14 protein-coding genes are annotated in these 17,238 nt (G+C 44.6%); 11 read left to right on the top strand and 3 right to left on the bottom strand.

Annotated elements, in window-relative coordinates; translation table 11 throughout:
- The 7 genes from ACPW7J_RS03450 (at position 1) to ACPW7J_RS03480 (ending at position 6,935) form a co-directional block, all read left to right on the top strand.
- Positions 1–1,866 (top strand): ABC transporter ATP-binding protein, encoded by a 1,866-nt coding sequence (locus ACPW7J_RS03450; RefSeq protein WP_425756585.1) that lies wholly within the window; start codon positions 1–3, stop codon positions 1,864–1,866.
- Between the two features lie 123 nt (positions 1,867–1,989).
- Entirely contained in the window at positions 1,990–2,604 is a 615-nt protein-coding gene (locus ACPW7J_RS03455; RefSeq protein ID WP_425756587.1) for an AAA family ATPase, read from the top strand.
- A gap of 26 nt (positions 2,605–2,630) precedes the next feature.
- Positions 2,631–2,861, top strand: a complete 231-nt coding sequence (locus ACPW7J_RS03460; protein WP_161873456.1) for a hypothetical protein — start codon at positions 2,631–2,633, stop codon at positions 2,859–2,861.
- A gap of 255 nt (positions 2,862–3,116) precedes the next feature.
- On the top strand, positions 3,117–4,505 hold the full coding sequence (locus ACPW7J_RS03465; protein ID WP_425756590.1) for a YfcC family protein: 1,389 nt from the start codon (positions 3,117–3,119) through the stop codon (positions 4,503–4,505).
- 12 nt (positions 4,506–4,517) lie between these two features.
- Entirely contained in the window at positions 4,518–5,942 is a 1,425-nt protein-coding gene (locus tag ACPW7J_RS03470; RefSeq protein WP_425756592.1) for an amidohydrolase family protein, read from the top strand.
- Between the two features lie 55 nt (positions 5,943–5,997).
- On the top strand, positions 5,998–6,408 hold the full coding sequence (locus ACPW7J_RS03475) for a hypothetical protein (RefSeq protein WP_425756594.1): 411 nt from the start codon (positions 5,998–6,000) through the stop codon (positions 6,406–6,408).
- Positions 6,405–6,935 carry an EamA family transporter gene (locus ACPW7J_RS03480; RefSeq protein WP_425756596.1) on the top strand — a complete coding sequence of 177 codons (531 nt, stop codon included), beginning with the start codon at positions 6,405–6,407 and terminating at the stop codon, positions 6,933–6,935. The genes ACPW7J_RS03475 and ACPW7J_RS03480 overlap by 4 nt, the downstream gene beginning before the upstream one ends.
- A 9-nt stretch (positions 6,936–6,944) precedes the next feature.
- On the opposite strand, the gene ACPW7J_RS03485 is transcribed toward ACPW7J_RS03480, so the two are convergent.
- Entirely contained in the window at positions 6,945–7,994 is a 1,050-nt protein-coding gene (locus ACPW7J_RS03485) for a DMT family transporter (protein WP_425756598.1), read from the bottom strand.
- A gap of 564 nt (positions 7,995–8,558) precedes the next feature.
- Between ACPW7J_RS03485 and metG the strand changes: the two genes are divergently transcribed.
- The 4 genes from metG (at position 8,559) to ACPW7J_RS03505 (ending at position 14,692) form a co-directional block, all read left to right on the top strand.
- Complete coding sequence (gene metG, locus ACPW7J_RS03490; protein WP_425756600.1) at positions 8,559–10,484, top strand: methionine--tRNA ligase; 1,926 nt, start codon at positions 8,559–8,561, stop codon at positions 10,482–10,484.
- Positions 10,485–10,542: 58 nt separating this feature from the next.
- Positions 10,543–11,388 (top strand): GIY-YIG nuclease family protein, encoded by an 846-nt coding sequence (locus ACPW7J_RS03495; RefSeq protein WP_425756602.1) that lies wholly within the window; start codon positions 10,543–10,545, stop codon positions 11,386–11,388.
- A 616-nt stretch (positions 11,389–12,004) separates the two neighbouring features.
- Positions 12,005–12,838 carry a TatD family hydrolase gene (locus ACPW7J_RS03500; RefSeq protein WP_425756604.1) on the top strand — a complete coding sequence of 278 codons (834 nt, stop codon included), beginning with the start codon at positions 12,005–12,007 and terminating at the stop codon, positions 12,836–12,838.
- Positions 12,839–12,946: 108 nt separating this feature from the next.
- Positions 12,947–14,692, top strand: coding sequence for a SpoIIE family protein phosphatase (locus tag ACPW7J_RS03505; RefSeq protein WP_425756606.1), 1,746 nt, complete (start codon positions 12,947–12,949; stop codon positions 14,690–14,692).
- Positions 14,693–14,764: 72 nt separating this feature from the next.
- On the opposite strand, the gene ACPW7J_RS03510 is transcribed toward ACPW7J_RS03505, so the two are convergent.
- Positions 14,765–15,637, bottom strand: a complete 873-nt coding sequence (locus tag ACPW7J_RS03510) for an L-2-amino-thiazoline-4-carboxylic acid hydrolase (protein WP_425756608.1) — start codon at positions 15,635–15,637, stop codon at positions 14,765–14,767.
- A gap of 111 nt (positions 15,638–15,748) precedes the next feature.
- Entirely contained in the window at positions 15,749–17,146 is a 1,398-nt protein-coding gene (locus ACPW7J_RS03515; RefSeq protein WP_425756610.1) for a sodium:solute symporter family protein, read from the bottom strand.
- Positions 17,147–17,238 lie beyond the last annotated feature (92 nt).

Below are 17,238 nucleotides of genomic sequence, written 5' to 3' on the forward strand. Positions count from 1 at the left end.
ATGTCAGAGGAAAGAAATACAAGAATGCCGAGGCCGCGGCGGCGTGGTCCCATGGGCGGCCATGGACCTATGGGCGGCATGATGGGCGGTGAAAAAGCGAAGGATTTTAAGGGCTCCTTCCGTAAGCTGCTCGTTTATATCGGACGGTACAGAGCCGCTATATTTATCGTGATGTTTTTTGCGGTAGCTTCTACAATATTCAACGTGCTGGGTCCTAAGGTCATGGGGCATGCCACTACTGAATTGGCCGAAGGCTTAATGCGAAAAATAGAAGGTACCGGCGCTATTGATTTTGACCGTATTCTGCAAATTTTATTGTTTACCCTGGCCTTGTATTTAGTCAGCGCTGTGTTTACGTTTGTTCAAGGTTGGATCATGTCCGGCATTACGCAGAAAATATGCTATAAGATGCGGAAAGAAATTTCAGAAAAAATTAACCGTATGCCGATGAAGTATTTTGAGAGCCGGCCATACGGAGAGGTTTTATCCCGTATCACCAACGATGTAGATACGTTGGGGCAGGGTTTGAATCAGAGTGTTACGCAGATTATCACATCGGTGACAACCGTTATCGGTGTTCTGGTAATGATGCTGACCATTTCACCGCTGATGACGCTGATTGCTTTGGTGATTCTGCCAGTTTCGGCGATCCTGATGTCTCTGGTTGTGAAGTTTTCGCAGAAGCACTTCCGCGCGCAGCAGAAATATCTTGGCGTTATAAACGGTCAAGTGGAGGAAACCTTTGGCGGGCATCTGGTTATCAAGGCGTTCAGTAAAGAGGAGGAAACGATCAGCGCCTTTAATGAAACCAACGATACGCTGTATCAGTCTGCCTGGAAATCTCAGTTCTTGTCTGGATTGATGCATCCTATTATGATGTTTGTAGGAAATATGGGTTATGCCGGGGTGGCAATTTCCGGAGGAATTCTGGCCATTAAGGGTGCTATCGGTATAGGAGATATCCAGGCATTCATTCAGTATGTGAAAAATTTTACACAGCCGATTCAGCAGATTGCGCAGGTAATCAATCAGGTGCAGTCTATGACTGCAGCTTCGGAACGTGTTTTTGAATTCCTGAGTGAGGAGGAGGAAGAACAGACTGCAGAGAATCCGGTTATGATCAACGAACCCCAGGGCGCTGTCTGCTTTGATCATGTTCGTTTTGGATATGATCCGGCACAGGTGGTTATTAAGGATTTCAGCGCGAACGTAAAGCCGGGGCAGAAGATCGCTATTGTTGGACCGACCGGCGCGGGAAAGACGACGATTGTAAAGCTGCTGATGCGGTTTTATGACGTGCAGTCTGGAACAATCTCTCTGGACGGACATGACGTCAGAGCTTTTAACCGGCATGATTTGAGAGATTATTTTGGTATGGTGCTGCAGGATACGTGGCTGTTCAAAGGGACCATCAGGGAAAACATTCGGTATGGCAGACTGGATGCAACTGATGAGGAAGTAATAGTTGCGGCGGACGCTGCTTATGCAGACCATTTTATACGTACTCTACCAGGTGGATATGATATGGAGCTTAATGAGGACGCTTCCAATGTGTCGCAGGGACAGAAACAGCTTCTTACGATTGCCAGGGCTATTTTGGCAGATAATCCAGTGCTGATTCTGGATGAAGCCACATCCTCCGTAGATACGCGTACAGAGGAAAGAATTCAGAAGGCGATGGATAATCTGATGCAGGGACGAACCAGCTTTATCATTGCGCATAGATTATCTACGATCCGCAACGCGGATTTGATTCTGGTCATGAAGGAAGGGGATATTATAGAACAAGGCAGTCATGAGCAGCTTCTTTCTGCAGGCGGCTTTTATGCGGATTTGTATAATTCTCAGTTTGAAGAAGTGGAATAGCGCGGGTATAAAATATGAATATATTTTCGTATTTCATATAAAAATATTTCACTTTAGGTGATTTTGATATATAATAGAGATAAGACAGGAGGAGGGACAGAGAATGGAAAGGGTGTTTATATTATGAAAAAATTAATTACGATCAGCAGGGAATTTGGAAGCGGCGGCAGAATTATAGGAAGACTTGTAGCTGAGAAACTGAACGTGCCGTTTTATGATAAAGAGATCATCGATATGGCTGTGGAAAAGAGCGGATTGTCCAGAGAGATTGTTGAAACTGCGGAATTAAGGGCAAAAAACAGTTTTTCATATAGTCTGTCTTCGGCGATGAACTTCGGCGAAGGGTTGATGAGCGATGCGGTTTCGGTCAATGAGAAGCTGTTTATTACACAGTTTGATGTGATCAACCAAATTGGTGATGAAGGTGAAGGCGTTATCGTAGGCAGATGTGCAGATTACATTCTGAAGGATATGCCGGGTGTAACAAATATCTTTATCTATGGAGAATTGGAAGATAGAATCAAACGTTGCGAGGAGATTTACGGCGTGGATGCCGGTAAAGGCAGGGAAACGGTTTTGACTTATGATAAGGCTCGCGCCAACTATTATAATTATCATACCTGTCAGAAATGGGGACAGTTTTCTAACTACAATCTGGCAATTAACAGCAGTTATATATCTGAGGAACAAGCGGCGAATCTGATCGTTACGTACGTTAACAGCAGATCGTATAAATAAGCGGCCGGAAAAAGGAGGATAAAAAGATGGCAAAAAAGAATTATGATTTAGAGCCTAACGCGGCGGACAAGGGCAGAAGAAACGGTACCTCTGCAGCGGCAAAAGCAGCTTTGGCTATTCTGGGCATAGGATTTGTTGCGGGAACCACGCTGGTTGTGGGTATGGACCATATTATGAAAAAGATCTTTGTTAATGAGGAATGGCCGGATGAGGAATGGTCCAATGACGATTGGGCTGAGGAAGACTTAGAAGGATAAAGACAAAAGCTAGGGGCTGCTCTTTTAAAGAGCAGTCTTTTTAAATAGGTAAAAAGGAAGCTTTTTTCGCTAAAAATCTTCATCCATAAATAGCAAATACGACGCTGGTATTTATCCCATTATGGCAATTTTTTGCTGCGGACAGACCGAATTATCTGATAACAATTGACAAGGATTTTTTCTATGCTATGATAAAGCCATCTTACGGAGAGAAGACTTCACTCACAAAAAAAGAAAGAGAAGAGGGAATGATTCATGAAAAAGAAAAAGCTGTCTGTACCGCACGTATATATTATTTTGCTTGCACTCATATTACTTTGCGGTCTTTTAACCTATGTGATTCCAGCAGGACAGTATGACATGACGGAAGTAAACGGCAGAAGTGTGGTCGACTCGTCTACCTACCATACGATTGAACAGACGCCTGTAACGCCTATGTCCATGTTGACCTCTATTTCCAGAGGATTGCAGGAAAGCGCGCAGATTATATTTTTTATCTTTATCGTTGGCGGAGCGATTGCGGTAATCCAATCGACAGGAGCTATCGAAGCAGCTATTGGAAAAGTGGCCATTGCACTGAGGGGAAAGGATATTTTGATTATACCGATCTCTCTGCTGATCTTTGGTCTCGGCGGGGCAATCTTCGGAATGGGTGAGGAAACGATTCCTTTGGTCCCTATCTTTGTATCCCTGTGCATCGCAATGAGATATGACTCAATTACTGGAGCGGCGTTGATTCTCTGCGGCGGAGCAATTGGCTTTGCGGGAGAGATGATGAATCCTTTCGCACTGCAGGTCGCGCAGGGAATCGCAGGCTTGCCTGCGTTATCCGGAATGTGGTTTCGCGCAATCATCTTCTCTGTTTTTCTGGTCGTAACGGTGGCTTGGATTATGCGCTATGCCAGAAGGATCAAGGCGACGCCTACCCTTTCTCCTATGTACGAGTTTGACAGAACCAGAGAGGATGTTTTGAACTTAGACGATTTACCACCTTTCGGGTTTCGAGAAAAGATAATTATTGCAGTCTTCTTTGCAGCAGTTGCAATCATGGTCTTCGGTGTGATAAAATGGGGATGGTATATGGATGAGATTGCCGCGGTATTTCTGGCAGCCTCTATCATCTGCGCGATTGTTGGTAAAGTTGGATTTAACCGATATGCTATTGAACTTGGAAAAGGTATGGCGGATATCTGTTCCGGCGCGTTGGTAGTTGGTTTTGCGAGAGCAATCGTAATCGTGTTGGAGGAAGGAAATATTCTGCACGTTATTCTTCATGGCGCGGCAGGTATTTTGGAAACTTTGCCTGCAGCGTTGTCAGCGTTCGGTATGTATGTGTTCCAGTGTCTTCTCAATTTTGTCATCGTATCGGGTTCAGGTCAGGCAGCAGTAACCATGCCGATTATGGCTCCTTTATCTGACCTGGTAGATGTAACGAGACAGACCGCAGTAGTAGCATTTTCTATTGGCAATGGCTTATCTAATATTCTGACGCCGGTATCCGGTGTGCTGATGGCAAGTCTTGCTCTGGCAAAGATTCCATGGGAGAAATTCGCGAAGTGGCTGTTGCCGCTGATTGGAATTCAATATCTGATTGGAGGCGTCTTCGTCATCATTGTGCAGCTTATAGAGTTTGGACCGTTTTAACAGAAAGGAAATATGATGAAATACGATTTATTATTGATCAACGGAACGATTATTACTGTAGATGATGAAAATCGCGTAATACCTGACGGCTATATTGCGGTGAAGAATCAGTGCATCGCGGCCATAGGAGAAATGAAGGAACTTCAGGGCGTTTCAGATGCTGAAAGAGTGATGGATATGCAGGGACATGCCATTTTGCCGGGACTGATCGACGCCCATGGGCATGGCGGTCATTGCTTGATCCGAACGCTTGGAGAGCATTATGACGCTCAGTGGGACGCTATGGCAGAACATATTTATTATTTCTGTGTGGATGAAGATTTCTGGTATAATGAAGCTATGTTGGCCGCCAGCGAGAGAATTAAATTTGGTACGACAACCGCGGTATCTATGATTGGAAGTACGCCGAGAGTGGATTCAATAGAAGCTGTTGAGGCGAACCTGGCTGGTTCGGCAGAGGTAGGCATCAGGCAATTTTCAGGAATCGGGTTTGCTGACGGCCCTTGGCCTAAGACGGCAAGACAGTATAAAAAGGATGGAAGCTTTGTAGATGTGAAAGTTTCTCTGGAGGACGCTGCTGCAGTAACAGAGGCTTCAGTAAAAGAGCTGCGCGGCAAGTATCCCCGTGCTACAGCTATTGTCGCTCCCGGCCGAATGGGGCGTAGGCCTGAGATGAACGATGAAGAAAATATTTTTCAAAATAAAGCGATGGCAAGAATTGCTGGCGACTACGGCGTACCACTTCATACTCACGCCTTTGGGGGCGATGTGAAGTTTATGCATGAAACCAGTCCCGAAGTATTAACACCTGCTATATCGCTTTCGCACAGCACAGGCTATAGTGATGAGGAAATGGATATATTGAAAGAAACCGGCGCTTTTGTCATTCACGGGCCAACGACATATTCCAATGTGATGGGACATTGTAAGGTTGTAGAGATGTTGGAGAGGGGTATTAATCTGGCAGTGGTTACCGACGGAACTGCACCGGATCGAAGTTATGATCTTTGGAGAGATATGAAAAATGTACAGCTGTTGCAGCGGTATCGGAAAAAGGATAATGGCTTCATACCTTGCGGCCTTGCCTTGCGTCTTGTAACTATTGAGCCTGCCAAACTGCTGGGTATCGATCATATGACAGGTTCCTTGGAGGTTGGTAAAAAAGCGGATATCATTACGGTGAATGTTATGCAGCCGCATTTGGCGCCGTTTAAGGTGATGCCGATACAGCGTCTGGTGTATCACGCTATGGGTCAGGACGTTGACAATGTAATCATTGAAGGTGAAATTGTGATGGAAAACAGGGTACTGACGAGAATTGATGAAAGCAAAATGTTTGCAGAGGCAGAGAAATCCTTTGATCTTATGCTACAGAGATTAGGAAGGAAAGATGTTTTAGAAAATCCAAATTTATATAGCTTAAACCAATATGAGTAAAAAGGATAGACGGGTCCAGTGATATGCTGGGCCCTTTTTGAACGGAGGAAATTATATGCTACAGTCAATGAGAAATATAATCGCTATATCGAGAGAAATGGGATATGAAGACTTGACAGCTGTCTTGGAAGCTACTGAAGCAAAACTGAAGGTTCACGCGATAGAGGGGGTAAGTGTAGGAAATGCGTCTGCGTCAGAAAAGGCTGTACTGTCTTTTGTCTTACGTACAAAGGATGATGCGCTATCGGCAAGCTGTGTGTATTTCCGTGACGAGGCAAAGATGTATAAGCTGGCGTATTTGCTCAGCAAGGTGCTGCGGGAGGGGGAACGGCGTTGGTATGATAAAATTATTGAGGCTAATTTGGAGTTTAATGATATTACGCTAAAAGAGCCGAATTTAGTGACGATGATAAAGCATTTCAATAAGCTGATAAAGAATCCCGTCATTATTTATTTAAAGAAATGACGCTTTTGAAGGTGAGCGTCATCGCAATCAATATTGCTGGCTGTGTGCTAACAGTGACAGGCGGCAATTTTTCCGCAATACAGTTTTCTATGTACGGCGTCGGTATGGGGATTCTGGCAGGCTTTTGCTATTCCCTTCTGACCATTTTGGGCACTGTGACCGGGCCTTATCATCCCCTCACGGTGATGTTCTACGGTTTTGTGTTTGGAACATTGACACTGATCATTTTCGACGGACCGTGGGAGAACCTGGCGGAAGCGGCAAGTCCGTCGCTGCTGCTGGCGGGACTGATGTACGCTCTGGTTCCGACCATTGGCGCATATTTCTTCTATATGAAAGGTCTTGCGCGTAATCTGGAAACGTCTAAAGTACCGGTGATCGCTTCGGTTGAAACGGTTTTTGCGGCGCTGATTGGCGCAGCAGTATTCAGTGAATTCATGAATGGTGTGAAGATTGTCGGGGTGATCCTGGTGGTAGGATCCATTGCTATGAGAAGTGTCGGCAAAGAGACTTCTGTAAATCAATAAAGATATCTGTTAATCCCGTTCGGACAAATTTGCCCGGACGGGATTTTTTGATAGCAAATGAAAAGGGAAAGTCGTTAAATTGAAGGCTTTCCCTTTTGCAGTAAAATGATTAGTTTTGTGTTCCGACCGCTTTATTTTTTTTTTCAGTCTTTCTTCCCTTGACGGAAGCTGCGGAATGATAACAGCGATGAAGATTACAACGCAGCCCAACCCTTCCAGCAAGGTAAGCCGTTCGCTCAGAAGCAACGCTCCGAAGATCACGGAGAAAACGGATTCCAAGCTTAAAATCAGAGACGCCACAGCTGGTTCTTCATCCTGCTGACCAAGGGTCTGACAGGTATAGGCAATACCCGATGAAAAGATGCCGCAATATAAAATCGGCAGCCAGCAGTCTAAAATGTCTGCAAGTATTGGATTCTCGAAGAGAAACATACATACGATGCCGATGAGACCTGCGGTCAGGAACTGAATGCAGGAGAGTTTGATACCGTCACATTTCGGAGAAAAATAGTCAACAACCAAAATGTGACAGGAAAAAGCAAAAGAGCAAAGGAGAGTAAATAATTCACCAGTGTGAATAACAAAGCCTTCTCCTTTGCCTGCCATGGTCAGCAGGTAGAAGCCGACAGTGCCCATCGCAACACAAGCCCAGATAATCGGTTTTACTTTATGTTTCAGAAATAGGCCCAGAATGGGAACAATAACAATATATAAGGAGGTAATAAAACCTGATTTTCCAGCAGTGGTTTCAAAATAAAGACCCAACTGCTGCAATGAGGTTGCGATGCAAAGCGCGATTCCACAGCGGATACCGCCGATGAGCAGTATCTTTTTTTCTGCGGCAATGTTTTCAGCAGTTTTCTTTTCAACTGATTGATTCTTATTTAGTGTACTGAAGATGTAGATGATAGGAATCAGAATCAGACCGCCGATAAACATGCGAATGCCGTTATATGTAAACGGTTCCAGAACGGTGCCTGCTTTTTGAGCAACAAAGGAAGACCCCCATATAATTGCAGTGGTCATCAATAATAAATTGCTACGTAGTTTATTTTTCATAAAATGTCCTTTTAATTGATTTATTTTGATTTATCATACCAAAGGGGCGTGTTTTCGCGTTGCGATCGATGTGTGGTTGGTGTGTTTTTGCCGTGAAAATACATAAAGACAGAAATTGTTTTCGCTGTATACTATACTAAAAGCGTTGTATTATCATAACGATGACAGATGGTACAAATACCAGATGAAAACTAGATTTCAACAGTGAAAGCTTTGTATGAAGTGTCAGAAAGAAGGTTCCGGCATAAATTTTTTGCTTTCGTGTGCTTGCCTCGCTAACCTTCCCCACGGCAAACGCACGAAAACAAACTTCTATCGGGAGAAACAGCGGTCAGAAGAATCTGCTCCATCTTCGTTTGTCTACTTGACGGGTAGCAGTTCAGTTCCAACCTCCGGCAGCGATGTGCGGGATACATCATAGCAAAATTGTAAATGGACAATTTTCATGCCTTTGCAGTGCGGCTTTCTTTCCTTTTATTGACTAATCCTGCCTATCTGTGGTATCCTAAAAGATAGAAACTGCCTCGCCCCATTCGGCGCAGGAGACGAAAGGAATGAATAGAAATGACTGAGAAAAAGGGAACTTATTACATTACGACCCCGATTTATTATCCGAGCTCAAACCTTCATATAGGACACACATACTGTACTGTAATGGCGGACGCCATGGCCAGATTCAAGAGACTTTCCGGCTACGATGTGCGCTTTTTGACAGGAACAGATGAGCATGGACAGAAAATCCAGACCATTGCAGAGGAAAAAGGCGTCAGCCCGCAGGAATACGTGGACGGTGTGGTTGCCGGCATCAAGGAACTGTGGAAGACCATGGAAATTTCCTATGATGATTTTATCAGAACCACCGAGGACCGGCACGTGAAACGGGTGCAGGCGATGTTCAATAAAATGTACGAAAAAGGCGACATCTATAAAGGCGAGTACGAAGGACTTTATTGTACGCCGTGCGAATCCTTCTGGACGGAGAGCCAGCTTGTGGACGGCTGCTGTCCGGACTGCGGAAGACCAGTGCAGAAAGCCAAGGAGGAAGCCTATTTCTTTAAACTTTCCAAATATCAGGACAGGCTGATCGACCTTCTGGAAAATACTCATTTCCTGGAACCAGAAACCAGAAGAAACGAAATGCTTGGTTTTATCCGGCAGGGACTTGACGATTTGTGCATTTCCCGCTCCACCTTTGACTGGGGCATTCAGGTGCCTATCGACGAAAAGCATGTCATCTATGTATGGCTGGACGCTCTTTCAAACTATATCACGGCGCTGGGCTATCCGGATGATCCGGAACTTTTCGAAAAATACTGGCCCGCTGAGGTGCATTTAGTAGGGAAAGAAATCGTGCGTTTCCACTCGATCATTTGGCCGGCAATGCTGATGTCTTTAGATTTGCCGATTCCAAAACAGGTGCTGGGTCACGGCTGGCTGCTTCTTGAAGGCGGCAAGATGAGCAAGTCCAAGGGCAATGTAGTCGATCCGGTGAAGCTCATTGACCGTTATGGCATCGACGCGCTGAAATACTTCCTGCTGCGGGAGTACACTTTTGGACAGGACGGCGTCTTCACCAACGAAGTGATGTTGAAACGGATGAACTATGACCTTGCCAACGACCTTGGAAATCTGGTATCTAGAACGGCTTCCATGATCGAAAAATATTGCAGCGGCGTGGTGCCGGAAAGCAACACGGAAGACGATATCGACAAGGATCTGAAAGCCATCGCAACTGGCGCGGCCTCCAAGGTGGAAGCACAGATGGACAAGTTCGCGTTCAATATGGCGCTGGAAGAAATCTGGATTCTTGTCAGACGCGCCAATAAATATATCGACGAGAAAGTGCCATGGATTCTGGCAAAGGACGAAGCAAAGAAGCCGGAACTGGATACCTGCCTGCATAACCTGGCGGAATCCCTGCGTATCATTTCCATTTTGATTCATCCGTTTATGCATACCACTTCTGAAAAAATCAGAAAGCAGATGGGTCTGTGGTACGCGGATGTGGTCTGGGAAGACGCGTTCACCTTTGATATGATGTATCAGGAACAGGTGAAGAAGGGCGAAGCCATCTTCCCGAGATTGGACATCGAAAAGGAACTGGCGGAGCTTGATGCGATGCAGAAGGCAGGCGCAGAGCCAGAGGAAGAAAATATTCCGCTGGAGCTGAAGCCGGAAATCGAATATGATGATTTTGACAAGATTGATTTCCGTGTAGGTTTGATTGAAAAGGCGGAAAAGCATCCGAAAGCAGATAAACTCCTGGTGTTCCAGATCAAGATGGGCACCGAGCGCCGTCAGATTATCTCCGGCGTTGCCGAGGACTTTACACCGGAAGAAATGGTGGGCAAGAAGGTAATCATCGTTGCCAACCTGAAACCGCGGAAGCTGCGGGGTCTTGAGTCCAAAGGCATGATTATGTTCGCCGAAAATGGCGAGCGTTGTGAAATTGTCACTACCATTGCCGAAGACGGCGTAGTTGTAGATTAAATCATAAAATGATGATGGGAAGTTCGCGTATTTCCTGTTTTTGAGAGGAGAATCAAATATGGCAATTTTGTATTTTTCTGATGTTTTGAAAAAAGTTGGGATTGATCCGGCAAAGGTGAAATTGATTCGCCACTCTGTAGCAAGTGCACAGTTTAAACCTTGCTATGAAAATAAAATGGTTTGGGAATATACGAGAGTACAGAATCAAACGTTCAGTAAAGGGTATGATTATTGGGCGGTATTTATTAGCGCGCAAAGCACGCTTGCCAGATTTTATGCACTTTATCATGTGGACGGATGTGTACCTGCAACACCCGATTTGATGCCGCCGGGATTTCCTCATAAAGATTGGTTTGAGGGAACGCTTGGATATTTTAACTTAGAACCTGTCAATCTGTTAAGAGATTATGAGAATAGAATGCTTATCGAGTGGGGCAGAGGTACGCTGGCCTGGCATCAGAAAGGAACGACAGAAAAACCAATCGTTGCAATTCAGGCAGATGAGAAAAAGGTATTTGCGGGTTTTGAAAATTTAGTGCTGTCTTTTGATGAATTGGAAGAAATTATAAAGGATGAGATTTCTTATGAGGCATGGCACACAGCATTGCGTTCAGTCTATGGTGTGTATTTGATTGTTGACGTAGAGTCAGGATTGCAATATGTAGGATCAGCATGCGGTGAAAATGGTCTTCTGGGAAGATGGAAGGAATACGTATTTACAAAGGATGGTGGTAATAAGAAAATGAGAGAATTGCTGCAGGTGGAACCGGAAAGATATCATAATTTCCAATTCTCTGTATTGGAGATTTTGCCAAAATCAAAATCCCCGGCTGAAGTGCTTCGTATGGAGACCCTTTATAAGGAAAAACTTTTAACAAGGGAATTCGGATTAAACGATAACTAATAAAGGGTGATTCTGTGAGAGACTATACGTTTTGTCTCAGATTAAGTTGACTGGGTGAAACGCAAATGAAACGTAAAAAAATACGTTGCATTTGCGTTTCGCGTATGATACGATAATCGTTATGATTTGAGCAGCCGCATTACTATGTGGCTGTTTTCTTTTTTGCAATTAAAAATAACGATTTTGATATAATTTCCTTAAATAAAAACAACGATTTTGCAGAAAACATCATTTATGAAAAGCTTTTGAACGATAAGCTGCCGGTAGTGTGCTGAGGAACGTTTTTGAGTGATTATTATCTGGAGAATATTAACTTTTGGATGCTTCTTATATAGCAAAAAGAAACGAGCAACCCGCTATAAGACATGATAAGAATACATTTCAGATTTAGTAAAAACTCCAAGAGAGATAGAATTTACAATCACGGCAAATGCCAGAAAGTGCAGAAAAGGGGCAGGATTCAAACGGGAGGCGCTGCGCAGCAAATTTAAATCGTTCATGGATCTGCTCAAGTTTTATCTTATGATTTTTTCGTATTTACCGTGGCGTATGTTCGAAGCGACTTGCATATGAGGCTGGCTCCGTGGTACAATGACTAAACGAGGGGAGGCTTTTTATGTTATTTGATTCGCATACACATATTAATAATGAAAACTATACGGATGAGCAGAGGCAGGCGTTGATTGCGGAAATTGCGGCTTCTGACGTATCCTATGTTATGGACGTGGGGTTTGATCTGGAAAGCTCTATGTTAGCGGTAAAGCATGCGCAGGCTAATTCCTGGTGCTACGCGGCCGTAGGGTTTCATCCTCATGACGCTAAGCATCTGGATGAGGATATTTTAGTTCTGATAAAGGGTTTGGCTAAAAAGGATAAAGTACAGTCAATTGGGGAAATCGGCCTTGATTTTCATTATGATCTGTCGGAGCGAGACGTGCAGCGTTATTGGTTTCGGCGGCAGATACAGCTTGCCAATGAATTAAAGATGCCGATCGTCATTCACAGCAGAGAGGCAGATCAGGAGACGATGGATATTTTAAAGGAGGAAGGCGCGTTTTCCAGAGAACGTCAAAGCTGGTTTCCGGAGAGAGAAGGCCCTGACGGAAACCCTTTACCGGACAGCAGGGTATTGCTTCACTGTTTTTCCGGAAGCAAGGAGCTGGCGAGGCAGTATGTTAAGCTGGGGGCGACGCTTTCTATTTGCGGACCGGTGACCTTTAAAAATAATCGGAAAACCCAAGAGGTGGTTCGTGAAATTCCTATTGAATTTCTTTTGGTAGAAACAGATGCGCCGTATCTGACGCCGGAGCCTTTCCGGGGGCGTCCTAACAAAAGTCCGTATGTAGAACATACGGCGCGCAGGGTGGCGGTTCTAAAGGGAATTCCTTATGAGGATGCTGCGCGGATTACCTGTGAAAACGCTAAAAGATTCTATAATATTACGATTTAGGTCTGAAACTGTAGCATGTTTCCTTTTTCGACAGCTTGCTTCGACAGCATGCGCCTTATCCTTTATGCTAAAATAGGAAGAAATATTGGCAACGAAAGGGGACAAGCTATGGAGTTTATAGGAAATCAAATCAATATAAAATCCGTATTTGCCACTTTAACAGTGGCATTTTTGGTAGGGCGGATAAATTTGTTCGAAGGCACTTTTCCGGCCGCGGTTGCGTTGATCACGGTTATGGCGGCGGTATCCACGGTATACATTTACCTCGTGCCTGTTATGATTGGCGGTATGCTGACGTTTAGCGGGCAGGGACTGGATTTTTACGGCGATATGGCGGCTATGATTTTTTGCGGTGTGTTTTTTCTTTTCTTTCATAAGCAGAAATTTACCATCGATCAAAGAACAGCGGTGGCGGCAGCGGCGGTTATTCTTTGCAGCTGTATCTATTATAGCTCGCAGGACATGCTTTATCTGCTCAGTTTGCAGACGCTGGCAAAGGAAACGGTAGCGCTGATTATATACATACGTGTGTTCAATACCATTGCAAGGGTATTGTTTGCGGGACAGGGAGTGGATCAGATACCGGTGGAAAAGGTAAGCGCGGCTCTGGCGGTATTCGCCGTTTCTCTGGTAGGAGCGGTAGGCGTAAGTCAGGCAGTCTTTGCCTTGTGGTTGTTTTTGTTTGCGGGCATATGTTATTGTAAGGGTCTTCAACCTGCTTTGTTTACAGCCGCTATTGCCGCAGTTTTTTGGTGGTGTCAGGGATGCCGCGATGAAACGGCATTTATCGCGGTCTTTGCTGCCCTGCTCACGGGGTGGTATACGGCTGGATTGCTCGTGGGGAGATACCGCAAAACTGCGCTGGCGCTGGTGATGTTCAGCGTCATAACCTTTTTTGTACCGGAGCAGGTGTACGGCGCCGCGGTATCTATGGCGCTAATGACGGCCTTGCCGGCGCAATTGCTGATTCGTGTTTGGAGTACCGTGATGTCAAAGATGTTTCCGGAAATACGCACAGAGCAGGACGTACAGCTCTTTACTATTAAGCGTGACTTACGGAAAAAAAGAGAGGCTTTCGCTTCTTTGGCAAAGATGTACAGTGCGGATTTTGACAACAGACAGGTCATTTCATATCAGTTTCAGGGTATGGCTCGCGTTGTGGACAGGCTTCTGGACGATTTGTCCGGTCACGGCGTATCCGCGGAATCTCAGGGAATGCCTTCTGTTCCAGTAGGCAGCGCATCCTATGCTTTTGAAGATGTTTCCGGTGATAGCTGCTTGTCATTTTCTTTTGGAGGAAACAAGCAGGCTATGATTATCAGCGACGGTATGGGAAAAGGAAGTCGCGCGCAGGCGGAGAGCCGTATGGTGGTGGTTACTTTGGCCAGATTGTTGGAGGCTGGATTCGATGTGGATATCGCTATGAAAACCGTCAATGCCGTTTTGATGGCAGGACAAAAGGGGGATATGTTCGCTACTGTGGACTTGGCCATTATCAATAAGGAGACGGGAAGGGCGCAGATATTCAAGATGGGAGCCGCTTCGACCTTTGTAAAGCATCAGGGAAAGGTTTCCGCTCTGAAACGGCCCGCGCCGCCGGTAGGCATTCTAGATGGAGTAAAGCTGGAATATATCGATGTAAAGCTGCGGAAGGGAGAACTGCTTGTTATGGTTTCCGACGGCGTTACAGACTGTGACCGGCAGGATCCGGAATGCCAATGGCTGCGGCAGAGACTATCTGAAATTGGCAGCAGAGATCCGGAGACGGTGGCGGAATTGATCGTCAATAAGGCGGCTGAAAAATATGGCATTCGTGAAAGAGACGATTTGACGGTGATGGTAGCGGCAATTTAAAAATGAAGTTGAAAAACGGGGAACTATTTTATATAGTACCCCGTTTTTGATGATTGTAGATATAGGCGCTGGTTACTTTGTGGTTTTATATATACAGTTTTTGAAAGAAGGTTCAAAGACTGATTTGAACAGATTCCACGGAGTCTGATCTTCAAATTCTAACCAATAGCCGTATGGAGCGTCTTTGTCCAATTGCAATGGGAATTCTGATGCCAGCCATTGACTTGTAACCTTTTCATCTATGCTTTCTGCGAAAGCTAGGTACTGCTGGGCTGTGTCTAAGGCTAATTGCTCCAGGGAGTTATGTATAATGTTCGAAGCTTTTTCAACATTAAGTTCATCACGCATACCCAAATATAGATTGTTCAGCAGACGCACAACGATCATCTCGATTCCTTCGCGGTATGGCATTTCCTGAAACTCTTTGAAATCTGCTTCTTCGTCTCCATACAAATTACCGCCGTTGGCTTGTCTGTAATATACAGAAAATAGACAGTGATTATCGCCATCCTGCGTGAGAGTTTGTCCAAGATTTGTTTGAGATCCTGGAGCATAGGCGCTAAACATTGCATGGTGATATTCCTCGCAATAGATTCTTCCTAAATCTTTAGCGCCATAGGTGATCCAGAGATCAGCAATAGGACAGACTAAAGTTTCTGATAGACGTTCGTTTTTAGTTAGCTTGATTGAGCGTCTTCTGAAACGAGGATCATCAGGAAGATCGTATGCCATAAAGAGAGAATACATATTGATTGGATAGCCGTTTTGTATATGCTCTTTTCTTAAGGTAGAGCCGCGATGTTCACCGTATTTTCTGATTCCGGAACGCAGCGCCTTTTCACCATTTAAGCCGTTTGTTTCCAAGAGCTCTTTTGCAATGTAGTAGTATAGCTTTGGCCAGACGTCCTGGCAGTTTTGATTTTTTAAAGCTTCAATTCTTGTCATTCTATTTTTCCTCCTTGTTCTTGTAAAGTGGTGTCCATTCCTTAAGAAAAATCCAGACAATCCAGCCGGTAAACAGCAGGAATCCACCTGCGACAAGCTTAAACATGATATCTAACATGATATATCCCTCCTGCTATTTTTATCTAAAAGTGTCAGCGGTATAAAGATCACGATGCTGGCTATAACGCAGACCAAAACGGGAGGAAGGCCTAAGATATTAAGATTAGCGACTTTCATGATAATGCTGGCGATGCTTCCGACAATCATTGTGACCATTGCAGCCAGATTGGACTTTCTTCCTTTGAAGAATAATGCGTAAATCATTGGAACAAAGCATCCGCCTACATATACTGAGGATACAATAGTCCAGACCCCCATAATAGAAGGAACTAGTAATGCAAGCGCTAAGCCTCCCAGTCCCAGAACAATAACCATGGTTTTTGTTACTTTGAGAATCTGTTTGTCAGTGGCATTCGGATTGATGAAAGGTTTGTAGATGTCCATCGTGAAATTTGTGGCGCCGACCAGCAGATAAGAATCTGCGGTGGACATGATTGCAGAAATCAAAGCTGCAATAACGATTCCCTTTATTCCAATTGGAAGTATCTCCATGATAATTGTCGGCATAACCATATCCTGTGCAATTCCATCGGGAACAAGCTTCACAGCGGCAAAACCGAGTAGAAATGTCAGAATGGAAATGCAGGTCCAAGGAATAACAGCAATGAGCGAGCCTTTTTTAGCAACTTTTACGTCTTTTGCAGCGTAAAATCTCTGATAACGGTTGCCGTCGATCAACGCAGGGATTGCTGTAACAAAGATGAGCTCAATCATCGTGGTGATATCTGCAGAGATATTAAAATTCTTTGCTGGCGTAGCCTGTGCGATGTTTTCCCATCCGCCGCACTGGTTTAAAACCATGAAGGAGAGAATTACAATTCCGACAGCCATGATGACAAACTGGAAATAATCTGTCATAGCGACGCCCCACATACCACTGAAGTAGGTGTACAAAATAATGATGACGATAGAAATAATAGCGCCAATTTGTACAGGTAATCCAGTGAATAGACTGATAATAGAACCTAATGCAAGACTTTGCATAGCGGGACCAGTACCTAGCATATAAATCATGGAACAAATTCCACCGAACAGCTGAGGCCCTTTTCCGTAGTTTCGGCCTAACACGTCGATGGCAGTGTAGCCTGCGAAGTTACGAACCTTTTCTGCTAATATCAATGCGATTCCCAGCTGTATCGCGAGGAAAACGATTTCGGAAAGCAGAAATACCAGTCCTCCGTCGTGGATTTCACCTACGTAGCCTATGAGCGAGCCGCCGCCGATTGAGGTGGCAACCATAGTGGCAATAAAGACTGACATGCCCAGACCTCTGTCTGCAACGATAAAGTCATCCGCCGAGGAGATTCTCTTTTTAAAGTACAGGCCAATTAGAATAGTTCCTATCATGTATAGAATGATTACAATTCCATCAATGATTCCAACATGCATTTTTTTCACCTCCTGAAAAATTAAATCTTAAGAAATCGGATCCGAAATTACATTAAATGAATAAAGCAATATATGTGCCAATTTGATTTTGA

This window comes from Ihubacter sp. rT4E-8 (assembly GCF_049852125.1).
Classification (GTDB): domain Bacteria; phylum Bacillota; class Clostridia; order Peptostreptococcales; family Anaerovoracaceae; genus Senimuribacter.

Bases quoted from the DNA above. Each gene is read 5' to 3' on its own strand.
- ACPW7J_RS03455 (WP_425756587.1), top strand. From the start codon at position 1,990: ATGAAAAAATTAATTACGATCAGCAGGGAATTTGGAAGCGGCGGCAGA.
- metG (WP_425756600.1), top strand. From the start codon at position 8,559: ATGACTGAGAAAAAGGGAACTTATTACATTACGACCCCGATTTATTAT.
- ACPW7J_RS03485 (WP_425756598.1), bottom strand. From the start codon at position 7,994: ATGAAAAATAAACTACGTAGCAATTTATTATTGATGACCACTGCAATT.
- ACPW7J_RS03470 (WP_425756592.1), top strand. From the start codon at position 4,518: ATGATGAAATACGATTTATTATTGATCAACGGAACGATTATTACTGTA.
- ACPW7J_RS03500 (WP_425756604.1), top strand. From the start codon at position 12,005: ATGTTATTTGATTCGCATACACATATTAATAATGAAAACTATACGGAT.
- ACPW7J_RS03475 (WP_425756594.1), top strand. From the start codon at position 5,998: ATGCTACAGTCAATGAGAAATATAATCGCTATATCGAGAGAAATGGGA.
- ACPW7J_RS03450 (WP_425756585.1), top strand. From the start codon at position 1: ATGTCAGAGGAAAGAAATACAAGAATGCCGAGGCCGCGGCGGCGTGGT.
- ACPW7J_RS03460 (WP_161873456.1), top strand. From the start codon at position 2,631: ATGGCAAAAAAGAATTATGATTTAGAGCCTAACGCGGCGGACAAGGGC.
- ACPW7J_RS03495 (WP_425756602.1), top strand. From the start codon at position 10,543: ATGGCAATTTTGTATTTTTCTGATGTTTTGAAAAAAGTTGGGATTGAT.
- ACPW7J_RS03510 (WP_425756608.1), bottom strand. From the start codon at position 15,637: ATGACAAGAATTGAAGCTTTAAAAAATCAAAACTGCCAGGACGTCTGG.
- ACPW7J_RS03505 (WP_425756606.1), top strand. From the start codon at position 12,947: ATGGAGTTTATAGGAAATCAAATCAATATAAAATCCGTATTTGCCACT.
- ACPW7J_RS03480 (WP_425756596.1), top strand. From the start codon at position 6,405: ATGACGCTTTTGAAGGTGAGCGTCATCGCAATCAATATTGCTGGCTGT.
- ACPW7J_RS03515 (WP_425756610.1), bottom strand. From the start codon at position 17,146: ATGCATGTTGGAATCATTGATGGAATTGTAATCATTCTATACATGATA.
- ACPW7J_RS03465 (WP_425756590.1), top strand. From the start codon at position 3,117: ATGAAAAAGAAAAAGCTGTCTGTACCGCACGTATATATTATTTTGCTT.